This window comes from Chitinophagaceae bacterium C216 (assembly GCA_028485475.2).
Taxonomy (GTDB): domain Bacteria; phylum Bacteroidota; class Bacteroidia; order Chitinophagales; family Chitinophagaceae; genus Niabella; species Niabella composti.
The window spans coordinates 2,079,820-2,096,651 of sequence record CP144143.1 but is presented as its reverse complement, the minus strand read 5'-3'; the positions used below and the strand labels follow the sequence as shown (position 1 = coordinate 2,096,651).

The window sequence follows — 16,832 nt, the reverse complement described above, 5'->3', positions numbered from 1 at the left end:
CTGCCTACTTAAATATCTTTTCAATGTCTTCAACCGAAACGCCCAACACTTTCTTAGCGATTTCGCTTAAAGCGGTTTTATTGCCGATAAAATGATACACATTATGTTTATGCACTTGCTTTTCGCCGGGTTTCAGGAATGCTGCAGGTGAAACACTTTCAATTTCATAAAAAGGCCCCATCTGATTGCCATCTTCCAGGGGGCCATCATTATAAGCATTCATGGCATCACCGCTAAAAGGCTCGCGGTCGGTACGCCATTCTTGATTCAAGTATTTTCCGGAAGGATGAATATCAAATTTTACGATAGTGAGTACATTATGGGTGGCATCGTAGCTACCGGCAACATCTTTTACACGTGCAGGTGGAATTCCTAATTTACCTCGTGATTTACCATCAGCTTTAAAGAAAAGGATGCCATCTTTATACGTAATTCTATCCGCTGCTATTTCTCCGAAATAATCAGTAGTAGCTACTTTACCTGTGGCTTTATCATTATAAGGAATAACAATAGTGCAACCCTCAGAAGGAGCAAACATATCCAAGCTCCACATGCAAGGAGCTCCACTTTGCTCGTCCCAGGGGTTTGGACCCGCATTAGTAAGACTATTCTCGGTTCTGAACGCTACCGCTTTTACTGAGTTGTCCAGCGTGATGCCTAAATCGGAATGAATATCTGCAGTACCGATTAACGTGACACTACGATCTGCTTTAATCTTTAAAGTAGTTCCTGCATAGTTCAGCAGCTCCATATCCTTACTCATGACAACAGAAACACCATCGGCAGACACCAATGTCCAAGCCTCCGTATCAATGGGTGCAGGAGTTTTCCAATTGGCAAACTCCATTTTAGCCCCGGGCTTAAAATAAAGTGAAAATACACCGCCTTCGGGTCCCAGCCATAATCTATCCTCGCCACCGTAAGCATTCATATGCTCATCCAGTGGTCCGTCGAAAGCTTTGTAATTCACCCATCCGAAGCTCTTACCACTCAAACCATCGGCAGTTGAAGTGAATACTTTTGCCTGATACTTTGGCGATACGATGACCTGACTTAATCCATCTTCACTTTTAAGTATAATAAGCGAGCTATCTTGCTGCTGCAAAAATTGGACATCGTATCCAAAACTGCCTTGGGCATAACTTTCCATTGTATTATCTGTGGTATTAGCTGATGAATCATTATTGTTTGTGCCGCTGTTGCATGCCGTTATTAAGCAACCGGCCAACGCAATCGTTAAAGAAAAATATTTCATGGATGTAAAGTTTTATTAGTTTACTTCTAACACATCTGCACTGGGAAGTTTAGGGAATTTATTATGAGGCTCAGTTTGATACCAATATGCCACAGTAATGATATCAGAGTTTTGCGGTAGATAACGACCTCCGGATCGCCATCCCAAATCCTGAATGGTCACTTTTAAATCTTTTTCAAAGCGAATAGGATCCATAATGTGCCAACGGTACATTCCAAAACGCATCTGAGAGGCATATAATCCGTCGGGACGTATTACCTGATGCAATCCGGCATAGGGAGTAGAAAACTCCTGATACTGACGGGTACGTTTATTTTCAAAATTGTAAGAGCCGCAGAAATAATCTTCGGTACCGGTTCCTACGATAGTGGCATAATCCTTATCGCCATCCATGAAAAACTTAATTTCGCCTTCGCCCCACCAGCCGTTATTATTGACACCAACACCCATATAGGTACCTACATAATGTCCTTTACCTTTAATTCCATCAACAATGGTATGCAGAGAGCTCATATTGGGCTTGCTGCGGCGATATTGTGCATGGAAGTAAGCCTCATCCTCGCCTACCTCAGTCAATGCATAGGTAATCTGATAATATAGGCGCATTGGCTGGCTATCAATATTCTCCATTGTAATTCTGATGCGTTTTCTGAAAGGCATCTTCCAATAACTGTTAAATGCGCTTCCCGGGTTTACCGTCATTGCTAGTGAATTCAGAGGTGAGAACTCATTCCACGCCGAGGCAAAGAATGGGCCAATAGGACACTCTACCGAAGGATCTTTTTCATCATCATAGTATACGCGAAGAATAGAAAAGTTTAGATTGCCTGTAGGCGTCATCCAGATATGCTGAATAGCACCAGGTCCCTGAATATCAGCCATCGTAAAGGTTTCTCCCGGTTCAATAATAATGAAAGGGTTCACTTTCCAACCCACTCCTAAATCTCTTGCTTCGTGGGCGGCATTGGCTACATTTCGTTTTCCCTTATCCTTTGCAGGATCGGCCATACCACCTCTCCCTTTTTCACCGGTAAAGTTTTCAGGGCTAATGGAACGGGTCTTGGCGTCTGACAATTTAGACAGATTACCCATGTTCATATCAAGGCCGTTGAACTTGCCTTGCTGTGCCTTAGCAGCAATCGTGGCGAAAATGACAAGTAGTAGTAGTAAATTTTTTTTCATATCGATACTTTCTAAACAAAAATACAAAATTGCCTGCTTACACGTTTAAATTACGGCTAATAAAGAAAATCATCAAACGACAACTTTTTCTTTTAGTTTTTTACCACTACTTACTCCAACGACAATTGTTGAAGGCACTATTACTCTTTCTACTTTAGGGGTAACGCTGTTAATGTTTTTAAGCAATGTCTGAACAGCCTTTTTACTGATTTCATTCAGGTTCTGCTTGATATAGGTAATGGAAGTATAGAAAAATTCAAAAGCATCACTCTCGTCAAAACTAATAATTCCCAGATCATCGGGAACTACGAGTTTTTGAGCATGAATAATCTTTAACGCTTGTACAGAAATACTGTTAGTAGCAAATACCAACGCATCTACAGGTTGAGATTTCTTATCAATCAACTGCAAAACAGCCCTGGCTACCCGCTCCTTGTAATCTTCGAATGGAACTTTCTTTAACCATTTAGATTGGAAACGAATACCTGCATCCTTGAGGGCATCTTTGTATCCTTTTATACGATCCTGCATATGCGTAAGCGGCGTATCGTAAGCAATCATTCCGATTTTTCTGTAACCATTATCGGTAAGTAGTTTTACAGCACTATACATAGCTTCATGGTTATCTGTTACCACCACACTGGTTTCAAGATCAGAAAAACCTCTATCCATCAACACAAACGGAATACCCTTAGTTTTTAGCTCCTCGATCTGTGATTGAGATCCGGCTACAGGTGTAATAATCAATCCGTCTACTTGTCGGCTTAAAAAAGTATTAATAAGATTTTGGGATTTATCCAATTGTTCATCACTGCTTCCAAAAAGTACAGTATAACCATTTTTCTGTGCTTCCAGCTCAATACTTCTTGCCAATGTAGCAAAAAAGGGGTTGGAAATATCGGCAACTATAAGGCCTAGTGTGTTAGTACGTCCGAATTTTAGTCCTCGAGCTATAAGGTTCGGCTGATAATTCAGGTCTGCTGCGACCTTACGTATTTTTTTTGCAATCTCCTGCCCTACTCTAGCTTCCCTTTCTTTTCCGTTTAACACATAAGAAACAAGTGCCGTTGAAACGCCTACTTTCTCCGCAATATCTTTTATAGAAACCCTCTTTTTCACTAATAAAAATTTGTTACACAATTATAAATAATTCTACCCAAAAGCATAGTAACAATAGTGCTGAGATAAATATATTCACTCGTCTTAGAAGACACTAAAAGGCGACATTGTCAAACTGAAAATTATGTTCGGGTGTTTGTTTATACTGATCCAAATAGGGAGAATAGGTTTTAACAATAACTTTCTTTTTTTTAGGATCGATCGTTATCAGTCTTAAAAAACCATTTCCACCATTCTCGGATCCAATAACGCCGGATTGGAAATTAGCTAACATTTGATATACATCATTACCATGATCTCCCTTGCTTACCAATGTTCCAACACCTTCATTCAAAACATGTCCGCTAAATACAAACATGATGTTCTTATGCTTGCGGACAAACTTCTCCCACATATCTTCACCATCATTCACCTGATTAGGGCCTGTGTCTTTACCGATTCCATAGCTTTGAGGGGTCCATTTATGATTATGGCGTACGCTAATCCGTTTATCGTCAGAGTACATATAAGCATGCGTGTTAACAATAACCTTATGCTTTGGATGTTTGCGTACAACTTCATTAGCCCAGTCTAGTACAATATTACGTGGCCCAAATTCCAAGTTCAGTACGAGCCAGTCATAGCCGCCGGCTTTAAATGCATACCAAGTATTATCCATTTTGCCATCTTCAAACGCCCCTCCAAAATTGGGCATTTTAGAATACTTACTATAAGGCAAGTATTGATTAAATAAGTTTGTATTTCTAGTATCAGTCCAGCCATGAGTACCTATGTCGTGATTACCTACCACGAAAGAATAGGGAACTTTTCCATCCATAATTTCGAATGCCTCTTTGGCGACATGCCATTGTTCCGGACTATTATTATTAGTTATGTCCCCCAATTGCAAAACAAATGTTATGTTGTTTTTCTTATCAGCTACCCACGTAGTTTGAGCACGAAATATGTTCGGATACTTTTCAGCATAATTCTGCGTGTCCGGTAGTAAAACTATAGTAAATGGTTTTTTCTTTTGCAAAGGAGCAAAAGCCCAACTAACCATAACCAACAAGCTCAATATCCAAATACTACTTCTTTTTTTCATGAATCTTCGTTTTTAAGATTAAATTTCTCAAGCACACTCACGAGATGTCAGCGTACTCAATTTATAATAGATACAAGTTATATATACAATTATAGAGTTGAATATACTCAACATTTGAGAAATAATGAGTCCTTATTTACGTTCATTACCCCATAGTTTAGGGTCATTCCCCATGCTCTTTCTCCACTCATGACGCCAACGCAACATATCGTTTGCGGTGATAGCAGGCATAAACTTACGTCCTTCCTTATCAGGTATAGGGCCTACATCGGTGGCTTCTTTTGTATACCAATAAGCCACACTAGCCAAATCCAAGGTTAAACCGTTGGCATGTCCATGCTCTATGGAAGCTTTTAAGCTTTTGTTGAAATGAATAGGATCGGTTATGTGAAAACGATAAGCATGAGTTCGGTACAACCAACCAGTTTCATGATTCGAAACTCTTGGATATCCATAATAAGGATGCAAATATGGGGTTCTCGGACACCATGCCGTATTAAAATAATCTTCGGTACCAGTTCCATGAATCGATGGCCTCTCTTCTCCATCTATGAAAAACATATCATCCCCCTCGCCATACCACATGATAGTTGGATTTTGTACATAAAAGTTTACCCCTACATAGTGTCCTTGTCCTTTAATATTGGCGAAAACATAATTCCTCTTGCCATCAACATTCTTATCATACGGTCTAATAGCTTCCCATTCGTTTTCTCCCTCTGGTGGAGCTTCTGTAATCTGCCTATTAAACCAAGCATGGAAACGTCCCATATTGGGAGGTAATGACTCCCATTCTTCATAATCAATATAAAAATAAAGCGCCTCGACGGCTGTATCAGCCTGATTTTCTATTTCAATTTTAGCTCCATTTGCAAAAGGCATTTGAAAATAAGATACCAAGGCCGTTCCTCCGGCAGGGCCTGCAGAAAGAGGCAATGCGACGTAATCATAACTTTCATTCCATCCTTGTCCAAAGAAAGGACCTATGGGCGCATGTACAGAGGGATAAGAGTTTCCATCCCAATACATTCTAAGAATGACATCCGATCGATTTAAAACATCCGGTCTTGGAGAAAGTGTCATCCAGATATGAGTGATTACTCCGGCGCCTTTCACGTCAAATATTACCCTTTTTTCGCCCGGCTTAATCATGTATATGTTATCACCGTTGCCGCCGGTTCTATCATAGGAGCTCACCCGCTTGGATTTTACACGATCCTTTATAACTACAATATCTGATAAACCCAATGATTGAGCCCAGATATTTACCGAGAATATTAGTAAACATGAAAGACTAAAATAAAATTTCATCATTATTTTTATGTTTTTTTAAAATTGAAAGCTGTTCATCTTAAATCTGAACACTATTTCTCCTTTAGTTTTTCTTCCAGTTCATCATGCCAATATAATGGAGCTAGGTAAAGTCCTCCTTGTTTAAGACCGCAATGACTGATATACCACTTATCCTTATACTGAATAATCTCTGGTGCATGGGCTTCTAGCACTGCTACTTCATCTTCAATGTCCCAATTAAAAGGATCTCTGCTTCTATAAACTTTGGTTGTTTTATAATTAGGACCGGGCCCTATGAATAAATAATACCAGTCTTCGCGTTGAATTACGATGGGAGATTCTGTATTCCCACCCCAGGTCCCCTTGTCTGTCAGATCTTTAAAAACGACATATCTATCCTGAGACCAATTTAATAAATCGTAGCTAATTTTCGCAGCTACAATTCTATATCCTCCTTCCGGCTTGCTGGTGGCTGTATAATACATGATCCATCTGTTGTTTATCTCATCACGAAAGATAAAGGGATCCCTTGCATCATAGCCGTCCATGAATATAGGATTGCCAGCATAACGCTTCCATTCGTACAAATCATTGCTCACAGCAAGATTAATTTGATACTTGCGATGATCCGGATGCCCACCACAATAAAACATATAATACAAATCATTGTGTTTTACAATGTGTGGGGCCCATAACACCGTTTCATTTAGATCTGGTCGAACACGAAGGGCATATTTTTTCTTTTCCCATTTTCCCGTCAAGCTCTCCGCTACAGCATGGGCAAAATTGCTTTCATCCCATGGATGGGGCGCTTCTCTCCCCGTAATACCAATCATATGCCATTGGCCGTCACCCGCCTGAATAAAACAATGATCATTGATATACCAAGTATCGTTTTCACCTATACTCTGATCAAAAATTTTCTCAAACTTTCCTATAGTAATAAGTGGTTTCTTTTCAGACTGCTGCGCCTGAACATTTATTGTAACCAGCAACCATATCAATACTCTTAGTATTCTAAAATGTAACATTAGCACCATCGACTTCAAATTTTTTAATAGTATATATCTACACGTTACCATCCCGGATTATTAGGTCCAAAATCGAGATTACCATCTATTTCTATAGTCGGGATAGGATACAATAAATGTTTCTGTTCTCTACGTTTTGAAATAATTGCATTATCATTATTCAAATTCGGCCTGCGTATATCCACTGCATTCATTACTTGTAAATAGATACCCCATCTAATCAAGTCAAATCGTCGATATCCTTCTCCGGCAAACTCTTTACTTCGTTCTTCCAAGATAAAGGATCGTAACTGCTCCTGAGTCATGGTACGAGATATCTTTGGGGCATCCTCTTTATATCTATAGCTACGTAAAAGATCTAGAGCATCATATGCTAATGCAGTAGGTCCATTTAGCTCATTCTCTGCTTCTGCTAAAATTAAGTAGGCCTCAGCATAACGCAGTAAAGGGAAGTTTTGCGTAGGAGTACTTATTAATGTTCCTGCATCATTAACATTTAATAATACCTGAGGATTAGCTGCATTTCCCAAATACCACTTCATTAAGTAAATGGAGTTACTGTTGATATTAGTCTCTACATTTGCTTTTCCATATTTTTCATACACCTTGTTACTATCTTCTGCCGGAAAGAACTGGCGTTTCCATACCCCATTAGGCATCAAATTATTGGATTTCCATTCATGACAAATTCCATACATGCCTCTTTCATCATCAGGGTCATGTATATAGTAAAAATCTTTTACATAGGTAAGCCATCCAGCACCTTTTAATCCCGGCGGTGTAAAGAACTTATTATAAGGCGTATAAGCCACTTGTGTACTTGAGTCTGTTTCTAAAGCAAACACAAAGTCTTTACCACCAAAATTTGCGGGATTCCAGTTATTACCAAAACGCTCCAGCTCATACTCTCTCGTATTAATTAATCTTGTTACTACCTGTTTTGCTGAATCATAAACAATTTTTGGATCAAAATCATATCCTGCAACTTTATTTTTAGTAAAAGTATGGCTGGTTCTAACAATTTCACCACTGGCTGTACGACTTGCGTGAGTAGTGACACTTATTTGTGCGTTAGTAAGCGAACCGGAACCCATGGTACTATAAACTTTTGCTAAAAGTAATTGTGCAGCACCTTTGGTGAAATGTCCTCTCTTAATAGCTGAAGTTCTTCTAGAATTTAGAAGCAACTTATCTTCTGCTTTATGCAAGTCATCAATAATTTGAGCATATACATCTTTTACTGACGAGCGGGGCATATTATCGGGATCATCGGATCGAAGACGCAATGGGACGGGACCATACATTTGCACCAAATAAAAATAAGCCATTGCTCGTAAACCCAACGCTTCTCCTTCGAACTGTTCTTTTAGGTATGTTTCTTCAGCAGAGAACTCCACATTAGGCAATACTTCCAATACAGTATTAGTAGCTCTTATGAGTCGGTAGAACACATAATAAGGGTCATTACCTGAGTTGTTATACACCCATCCTCCGGTAAAGTTCCCCACACCATAAGTCCCCATTACCCAATCTAATCCATTTGTCCAGTCATCATCACAACTGGTAAGGTATATCCAAGCTTCAGTTCTAAACAAATTTGTACTAAAAAATACTCCATACATTCCGGTAACCAGTTGTTTCACCCCTTTAGGTGAATCATACACATTTTCCGGAGATACGAAATCAAATGGCTTCTCTTCCAAAAACTTTTTACATCCCTGCAATATAAGCGCAGAAAAGAGAGCCAAAAGGATTATCTTTTTCATAGTATATATTTTTGAAAAATTCACATAGTTTTTATCAATATCAAACAGCTTTAATCTTAATCGTTAGAATTGTACCTGCATTGCAAGCATATAAGTTCTTGCATAAGGATATGCTCCTACGTCAATTCCGCGCCAAGCGGCATTTCCTGACCCCGCAGAGTTTACTTCAGGATCAAATCCTGTATATTTAGTAATGGTAAATACATTATTTACATTGAAAGTAATGTTTATACCTTTAACATCTCTTAGATTAAATAGCTTATCAATTCTGTAAGACAGACTAATATTCTTCAGCCGCAAATAAGAACCATCTTCAACATACCTTCTTGAAAAACGCACACTACGGTTAAGGTTTTGTCCCAGTTTGGGATACTTGATAATTTCAGGATTGGAGACACTGCGTTCAGGAGTCCACGCTTGATCTAACAACCCTGGAGGTCTATTGGGCCATGTAGAAGTTGTATTAAAGTTTAACAATGTTGCATTCAATATATCATTTCCATATACGCCTTGAAAGAAGATGTTCAATGAAAACTTCTTGTATTCAAATCTGTTTGTAAAGCCATATATAAAATCAGGATTTACATTTCCAATCATAGTACGGTCATACTCATTCAACTGACCATCATTGTTCAAATCTTTGTATTTAATTTCTCCCAAGTAGTTTTGTACTATTAATTCATCGGTTGGAAGAGAAGCAGGATCGTTTTCCTGGATATACTTATAAAATGAGCTATTCTTATATTCGTCAATTGAGTTCCAGTATCCATCTTCTACATACCCATACAACTGTCCAATAGGATACCCTTCTTTTAATATCAGGCCTTCTAACCTATAAGGGCCATACAGATCTTGAGCATCCGGATTATCGCCAAACTTAAGAATCTTGTTTTTGTTAGTAGACCAGTTAGCAGAAAAATCCCAAGTAAAGTTATTATTCTTAATAGGTGTTGCTGATAATGTAAGTTCCAAACCCTTATTTTCTACTGCTCCAATGTTCATTGGCATGCGCTGTACTCCTGTACTCATTGCCACAGACTTATATTGTAGCAAGTCATAGGTCTTTTTATAGTACATATCCATTGTAAAGTTCAGTCGAGAATCGAACAAACCTAAATCCACACCAAAGTTGCTTTGCCGAGTAGTTTCCCATTTCAAATTAGCGTTACCAGGGTTTACGCCACTAATTATAAAACCATTGTTCAGGGTCCCCTCAAAGGGGTAGTTATTGGCAATTAACCGAGCCAATGAAGCATATGCACCGATTCCTTGATTTCCTGTATACCCATAACTAAATCTAAATTTAAACAAGTCCATCCACTTTACATCTCTCAAAAACGCTTCATTAGCAGCGTTCCACGCGAGAGCAAATGATGAAAAAGTTGCCCATTTGTTATTTGCTGCGAAGTTGCTAGCACCATCATGTCGCACTGATGCAGTAGCATAATACCTATTATCGTAATTATAAGTTACTCTTCCTAAATAAGACATCAGGTTGCTTTGTCCCTTGCTAGATGAAAGTGTGGGTATACCCACAGCTTGCCCCATATCATATCCCTGTGTAACATCCGATCCAAAACCACGCACAGACATGCTTTGGTTATTCCACTCATATTGGTTCATACTCAGTGTACCCATCACATTTAAATGATGTTTTTGAAAATGTCTATCATAGGTAAGCGTATTTTCAAAACTCATATTGACATTACGAGTAAATCCTTCCTGAGCATACCCCTCTCCAAATTGATTGTGCCTTCCTTCATAGAGATTACTATTGTAGTACTTATGACGTTGGCTCTGATGGTAATGATATCCTAGATTAGATCGTAATTTTAATGAGGGCAAGAAAGTAATTTCTCCGTAAATATTCGTAAATGCAGAGGTTTGATCTGTAACATCCGGTGTATTTACATATGCCAATGGCGAAGAAGTAGCATAGAATCCTCCCTCATCCAAAAAACTAAGAGGTGCTTCAGCATCAATAGGACGAGCATAAATTGCTGTCTTAATAAGTCCCATCGTTGTCTGATCATTCGTATTGGCTGTATTAACTAGATTATATTTTATATAAGAAAGGTTAGAATTGAGCCCCAAAGAGAGCCACTTAAATGCTTTTTGGTTTAAGTTAAAATTGAATCCATTACGTTGAAATCTTGTATTATCCACAATACCGTGTTGATCGGCTCTGCTTATTCTCAATGCGTAGGTAGTATTAGCTGTTCCTCCAGAAACACCTATCGAATATTGTTGATTACGACCGGATCTCATAATGGCTCTTTGCCAAACGTTTCTCTCATCGCTATAATCGTTGGGACCTTTTTTATAAACTCCTTGGGCATAATCAAAGATTCCAGGGTAAGGAAAATCTTCCGGATTAGGCTTATAACTGCTGGTACCTGTTGCAGGGTCATAGAGTCTCCAATAATTCGTCCAATACAATACATCGTTAATATATTGGGTATACTCCCTTGCCGACATTACTTCCGTAAACTTTATGATATGACTCCATCCCTGCTCAGTTGAAAAATCCAACTGTGGACGGCCCTGCTTACCCGATTTTGTAGTAATAATTACAACTCCGTTTGCACCACGTGATCCGTAAATTGCAGTAGCAGAAGCATCTTTAAGTACTTGTATCGATTCTACATCTTTAGGATCTAAGAAAGCCAATGCGTTCGTCTGGTTCTTAGTATAGCTGTTAGGATCAGCAACAGTTCCTTCTAAGGGAGTTGCGGAAGAATTAGAAATATTTATTGGAACACCATCCACCACATATAACGGCTCTCCACTACCACTAAAGGTATTAGCACCACGAATTTGTATTGAAATACCACCTCCTGGGGCACCATCATTACTTAAAACATTTACTCCGGCTAACTTACCTTGAAGTGCCTGTTGAATAGTAAGAGGACGGTTGTTATTCAGCTCATCACTATTCAAAGTGGCTACAGCCCCGGTAAGATCTCTTCTGCGAACAGAACCGTATCCTATCACAACAACATCATCTAATTGCTTAGTATACTTTCGTAATACTACTCTAATATTTAATCTTCCATCTATGGGAACCTCCTGAGTCTCCATGGCGGTAGCACTAAATACCAGAACTCCTTTTTCATCTGCCAAAATTTCAAAAACACCATCCTCATTCGTCATAACTGCGGTATTCGTGCCTTTTACTGTAACAGTCACTCTTGAAACCGGTGTTCCATCTTCTGAAACTACTATGCCTTTTACAGTCTGGTTTTGGGCAGTTGCAATCTTGCAACATACTAAACATATTATAAGACAGAAAGCTAAGAATATATTTTTCATACAGTTTGTTTTAAAGCAGTTGCAATCTTGCAACATACTATATGGCAATAATTAGAAATATATTTTCCATGTTAGTATTAAGCAATTGCTTATACCAAATAACTAGTCAAGCAAATTGTATTGACAGCAATCCTCTAAGGCTCATATTTGAACCTGTTGAATCGAGGCTTAACAATCTCTTCATGAGGAATTAAAACTCTTATACCCATTCGCCACATGGCCTCATTTTGTTTTGCTCCCGTTTTCTTGACAATAGCAGGATCATTTAATTTAGGTTTTAAGGTATTGTCCGGTCCAAAATCCTCACCTTCATTACCCCAGAAGTGAATAGGTCCCATTGAGCCTCCTATAATAATACTCTTACCTAACGAAGCTGTGCCATTAGGCTCTAACTCATAAGTATACTCAGACGCATTTCCGCTCATATCATATATACCCAGTTCATTAGGGCGTTTCAGGCCAGGAGGATTGAGGAAGCTTGGAGTACCTGGTACCCATCCCCACCAGCCTACTTCATCAGGATCATTACTTCCTGCATAATCGTACCCTTGACTTAATGCACCACCTTTTGCTGCATACAGCCATTCATCTACTGTTGGACATCTTCCATTATAATTGATTAAGCAGTACAACATAGCTCCTTCCCAGGTTGCCCTACCAAACGACGCATTAGATGCATATCTGTTAGCAGCCCACCCTTGATCAGGAGTCAGCGAAAACTCAAACGTATTAAAGCCTAGTAATTTCATAACCCCCGGACTGGCAGGATCGGTTCCATACCACCACTTAAACCAAGCGTCCGGCTCTACTTTAGAGTTGTCAACCCTATAAGGAGCAGTGGGTTCTAGTATATTGAGATCTTCTACAATAAACTTCCTATACTCTTCTGTGGTTACCTCGTACTTGGCAATATAAAAGTCATAACCATTTCCGGTAACTCTTACAAATTTTTCACCAAAGGTGATAGGGCTAAATGTCTGAGAATATACATTGGAATAGTAACCCGATGCACCATGAGTATACACATTGATATAATGTACTCCATCCGGCAAATCTGGAATCACAACCCCTGTTGCTGTTGGCGGTAGTACATACCGTCGGTAAGCCGAGTCTACTTCCACAATAATACTATCTACAGGCTCGGATATCTTTTGGCCTTCTACTTCTGTTATAAAATCATCAGTGGTTAACGAATCCCAATTTACGTGTATTACATTCCAGTTGAGAGCAGTTCTAATCCGTTGCACATTAGTCGGAGCCTTACTTAAAAAGACAAATGATTCTTTTGCTCCTTCCGACAAATTATTCTGAATATCTCTACTCCTAACTACTACATAGTAAGTACCCGCAGGCACTCTTTCCATAAGATACTCCGTAGTGTCTTTGGCAACATTTTTAGTTAAAACCACCCTTTGATTAGCGGCGTTATACAAAGCTATATGGAAGCCCACCAAATCATCGTCCGTTGGCGACTCCCAACTTATTTTAACATCAACGTCCAATTTTTCCACCATCAGGTTAGTAACGTTTCCTGGTGGATTAGTATCCGGTTTTATCTCATAGGGTTTATAACACCCCAGATAGGAAATACATAACATTAAAAAGGAAAACAAGAAAATCCGGCTCATAGCTTGAAGTATTTGTTTTGTAATACACCTCTAGGAATTATTTCTGCAGTTTCAACAATTGAATAAATACACTCCAATTATCTTCCTATACCTACACTCTTTATCTTCCCACATCATCGCTTAATTATTAGAGTATAATTCTTAAGTCGCAGAAAATCCTTCCTTTATGAAGCATATGCAGTTAGAAAATATACACAATGCTTAATCGTATAAGCAAATCAATCTAAAAAAACTCCTATCCTCTTTTCCTCAACTAAAAGCAACTTATAATACTTTAACGTAGCAAACTAGGTTCCTCTTCTGATACTTTATGGCAAAAACTCTTAAACTCTTAACCAATAAACATAGCAAGCAATAAAAATTAAATCAACTTAAACGTGTAAGCAAATATAATAACTCAAATTATTAATTCCAAAAATTATTTTTATCTTCTAGTAAATTAGAAAAAGTGATCTCTTTGCAAAGATCTTATATATTAGTAAAAATTTATTATCATTTTCCATAAATAATACAATCCCACGGTTTAATCTCATAATAGGGCGATGGATTGGTAATAATGATTTTGACCATATGCTTTTTATTTTCTAAGCCATATTTCCAAAATAACTCATATCGTCTCGTAAGAAAATTTGTATAAAATTTGGCTCGCTCCATAATCTGATCATCTAAATATAAGATAGCGTCGAATACATAATCTGCACTATGAGGTTCTTTTTTTATAGACTCTCCTCTCAAAGCAAAACCTGTACCTTCAAACTCAAAGGCAATAATACTATCCCCTATCCTATCTACACCTATTTTCTTTTTAGGTACTAATCCTTCAAAGCTTTGCTCAAAGCGAACAGATGTGGGTTTCTGTAGCAAAATTGTTACACTACTATTACTAACCTCACCACCATGTCTCTTTATCATCTCAATTGCGTGCTTATAACTGATATCATAGGCTGCATTTAGAGAAAGTGATGTATGCTTAAAGGGTCTATCTTCAATGTCTGACAATCCCATTTTCCAATACTCCGGAATATTACTATAACCCTTGATTGTCCCAAGTATACCTCCGGCCGTACCTGGATTACAGTCCGAGTCCTGTCCACATCTTGTGGCGATCTCCAATGTTTTTCCAAAATCACTCTTGCCATATAAAAGTGCAAGCACCACATACGCCATATTCAATTTTGCATCAATATTAAAAGCATCAAAAACACCTTCCGGACAACCGATATCAGACGACCACTTTTTCTGTAACTCAAACCAGGTTTGCTTCCAATCGTTGGGATACTTATGGTGCCAGTTTATTACGTCATTAATACACTTATAAAATGTACTTTGAGCCGGAATGGTTTTAAGTGCTTCCCTGATTATAAAAGGTATATCATCTGTAACAAAGGCTAAAGTATACAATGCACAAACATACACACCACCATACCAACCGTCTCCATAATTCATGATATGACCGATAGGATCAACAAAATTCGCTGCTGCATTGGGCATACCCGGATGCATAAGTCCTGCAAAATCCGCTTCAATTTGAAAGTCTATATCATCCGCATGTGGGTTGTTGTGCCAATGCCCACTTTGAAGAGGTGATATACCGTTGAGAATATTGTATCTTGCTGCCTGATTTGCATGCCATAAAACATATCCAGCTCTAGCAAATGCAATTGCAAACGAGTCTACTGGAACATCTACACCACATCGTTCAATTACTTCCACAAAAGTTAAGTCCATATATATATCATCATACAGATCAGGCCAAGATTCAAACTGCGCTTTTATATATCCATTATACCATTCAATAGGTTGATAATCTTGAATAAATGTTCCTTTGTATTTAAACTCTGTAACACTGCCATAAGTAACTCCAATTACTTGTCCGGCCCAGCCTCCTTTTATTTTGTCTTTTAACCGCTTCTTGGATAATGTCAACGTTTTTTGCTCACCACTGTCCTTGCTTAAATAAACAGATTGAGCATTCATATGACACCAACAAGCCAATAATAAAAATATTATAAGAACAACTTTATTCATATTGTCTCATTTTACTAGTTTGAAACTATGATTGCAGGCCATTAGTTCATTATATTCTCTCTCTATTCATCCTACTTAAAAGAGGGCATTTTGTCAAGCGTAATAACGTATTCGTTATGCAAAACTTCCTTCCAAAATTCTAATGAATTATACGATGCATTCCTAACAAAGTTGCCATACCAAGGCATAAACCACAACCATGATGCTTTGTCTTTTATTAAATTATCAGGGGTAGGAATAGAACCGCACTCACTTAGTGCAATCATTTTCTTTCCACGATGCGATGCATTAATTTTATTGAATTCTTTTATATGAGATTGATGATTCCCCTTTTTATATAAGTCTCTACCAATAATATCCACATACGCATCACCGGGGTACCACTCTTCATCATCAGATTCCGTAGTCCATACCCAGATTAAATTTCTCAATCCATGAGTATTTACCATTCTGTGAAACATTACTCTATAAAGCTCTTTATACGGCTCGGGGCCCTTGGCTCCCCACCAGAACCACTTTCCAGATGCTTCATGTAGAGGCCTCCAAAGTACAGGAATACCTTTGTACTGAAGTATCTTTAATAAACTAGCTATTGAATCAATATCCCTTATCATAGCCTTATACTCAGCGGAAGTAACATCAAAAATCTTACTAACATCAAAATGAGTTCCCCGAGTATAAAATGTTTCTGTTCTTCTAGATGGATCTCTCCAATGCCAACAAAAAATTGCAATGCCGTTTCTACTCCAATAACTAATTGCATCTTTAATGGGATGTTCATTATCATACCATGTATACCCACGATAGCAATGCATAAAATCCAGACCTATTATGGCAGGCTCTTTACCGGTATTATTTTTTAACCAGTTTATTTCATCAAAACTGCCTAATGTCATTACAGAGGACAATATCTTATTTCCGTATACAGATCTAAAATACCGATATAATTGCTGTGCCTCCGGAAGTGAATTAGGGGTAACCAAATTTGTATCCAGATCGTAGGCTTTAACACTTAAATAATTTTGCCCTAAAGATTGAATCTGCCCCCTTATACCAAAAGTAAAACCACCAAGGATTAAATAAAGAAATAATAAGTAATGTAAGCGCATGACAACTCCCATTTCCTAAATATAG

At 38.3% G+C, this 16,832-nt stretch carries 11 protein-coding genes; all 11 read right to left on the bottom strand.

Translation table 11 applies throughout. The features are described 5' to 3' along the window. Positions 1-4: 4 nt before the first annotated feature. The 11 genes from PIECOFPK_RS08875 to PIECOFPK_RS08825 all read right to left on the bottom strand — a co-directional run bounded on the left by PIECOFPK_RS08875 (position 5) and on the right by PIECOFPK_RS08825 (position 16,807). Entirely contained in the window at positions 5-1,255 is a 1,251-nt protein-coding gene (locus PIECOFPK_RS08875; RefSeq protein ID WP_330975487.1) for a DUF6786 family protein, read from the bottom strand. Positions 1,256-1,270: 15 nt separating this feature from the next. Beyond that, a complete protein-coding gene (locus PIECOFPK_RS08870; protein WP_330975488.1) occupies positions 1,271-2,437 on the bottom strand; it encodes a glycoside hydrolase family 172 protein in 1,167 nt (388 codons plus the stop codon). Positions 2,438-2,509: 72 nt separating this feature from the next. Further along, positions 2,510-3,556 carry a LacI family DNA-binding transcriptional regulator gene (locus PIECOFPK_RS08865; protein WP_330975489.1) on the bottom strand — a complete coding sequence of 349 codons (1,047 nt, stop codon included), beginning with the start codon at positions 3,554-3,556 and terminating at the stop codon, positions 2,510-2,512. 94 nt (positions 3,557-3,650) lie between these two features. Further along, the gene (locus tag PIECOFPK_RS08860) at positions 3,651-4,640 is read right to left on the bottom strand and encodes a metallophosphoesterase (protein WP_330975490.1); all 990 of its coding nucleotides are present in this window, start codon (positions 4,638-4,640) and stop codon (positions 3,651-3,653) included. A gap of 132 nt (positions 4,641-4,772) precedes the next feature. Further along, the gene (locus tag PIECOFPK_RS08855) at positions 4,773-5,954 is read right to left on the bottom strand and encodes a glycoside hydrolase family 172 protein (protein WP_330975491.1); all 1,182 of its coding nucleotides are present in this window, start codon (positions 5,952-5,954) and stop codon (positions 4,773-4,775) included. A 50-nt stretch (positions 5,955-6,004) separates the two neighbouring features. Beyond that, positions 6,005-6,973, bottom strand: coding sequence for a family 43 glycosylhydrolase (locus PIECOFPK_RS08850; RefSeq protein ID WP_330975492.1), 969 nt, complete (start codon positions 6,971-6,973; stop codon positions 6,005-6,007). A 35-nt stretch (positions 6,974-7,008) separates the two neighbouring features. Next, entirely contained in the window at positions 7,009-8,730 is a 1,722-nt protein-coding gene (locus tag PIECOFPK_RS08845) for a RagB/SusD family nutrient uptake outer membrane protein (protein WP_409965640.1), read from the bottom strand. A 63-nt stretch (positions 8,731-8,793) separates the two neighbouring features. Continuing rightward, on the bottom strand, positions 8,794-12,042 hold the full coding sequence (locus PIECOFPK_RS08840; RefSeq protein ID WP_330975494.1) for a SusC/RagA family TonB-linked outer membrane protein: 3,249 nt from the start codon (positions 12,040-12,042) through the stop codon (positions 8,794-8,796). Positions 12,043-12,176: 134 nt separating this feature from the next. Then, positions 12,177-13,670 carry an SUMF1/EgtB/PvdO family nonheme iron enzyme gene (locus PIECOFPK_RS08835; protein WP_330975495.1) on the bottom strand — a complete coding sequence of 498 codons (1,494 nt, stop codon included), beginning with the start codon at positions 13,668-13,670 and terminating at the stop codon, positions 12,177-12,179. Between the two features lie 492 nt (positions 13,671-14,162). Further along, entirely contained in the window at positions 14,163-15,698 is a 1,536-nt protein-coding gene (locus PIECOFPK_RS08830) for an ADP-ribosylglycohydrolase family protein (RefSeq protein WP_330975496.1), read from the bottom strand. A 71-nt stretch (positions 15,699-15,769) separates the two neighbouring features. After that, a complete protein-coding gene (locus tag PIECOFPK_RS08825; protein WP_409965639.1) occupies positions 15,770-16,807 on the bottom strand; it encodes a glycosyl hydrolase in 1,038 nt (345 codons plus the stop codon). Positions 16,808-16,832: the final 25 nt, after the last annotated feature.